Below are 265 nucleotides of genomic sequence, written 5' to 3'. Positions count from 1 at the left end.
CGATACCCTCGATACCCAGGCTTTTGTGCGGTTGATGCAGGCCTATCACGGCTTCTATTCACCGCTGGAAAACGCGCTGCAACAGAGCAATGCAGTCCCGGCCGATTTTGATCTGGTGCCCCGTCTTAAAGCACAAACACTATTCACCGATTTGCTGGCGCTTGGCGTATCCGCCACTGCGTTGCAAAGCCTGCCGCGCTGCCAGCAATTGCCGATCATCGACTCAAGCGCTGCCTGCCTGGGCGTGCTCTACGTTCTCGAAGGT

1 protein-coding gene is annotated in these 265 nt (G+C 57.0%); it reads left to right on the top strand.

Annotated features, from left to right (window positions below):
* A partial coding sequence (locus tag BK660_RS32340; RefSeq protein WP_473087040.1) for a heme oxygenase-like domain-containing protein occupies positions 1–265 on the top strand: 265 nt, incomplete at both ends.

It is taken from the genome of Pseudomonas brassicacearum (assembly GCF_003732265.1).
GTDB lineage: Bacteria > Pseudomonadota > Gammaproteobacteria > Pseudomonadales > Pseudomonadaceae > Aquipseudomonas > Aquipseudomonas brassicacearum_D.
The sequence above is the reverse complement of the archived record's forward strand: the minus strand, read 5'-3'. Positions and strand labels throughout refer to the sequence as shown.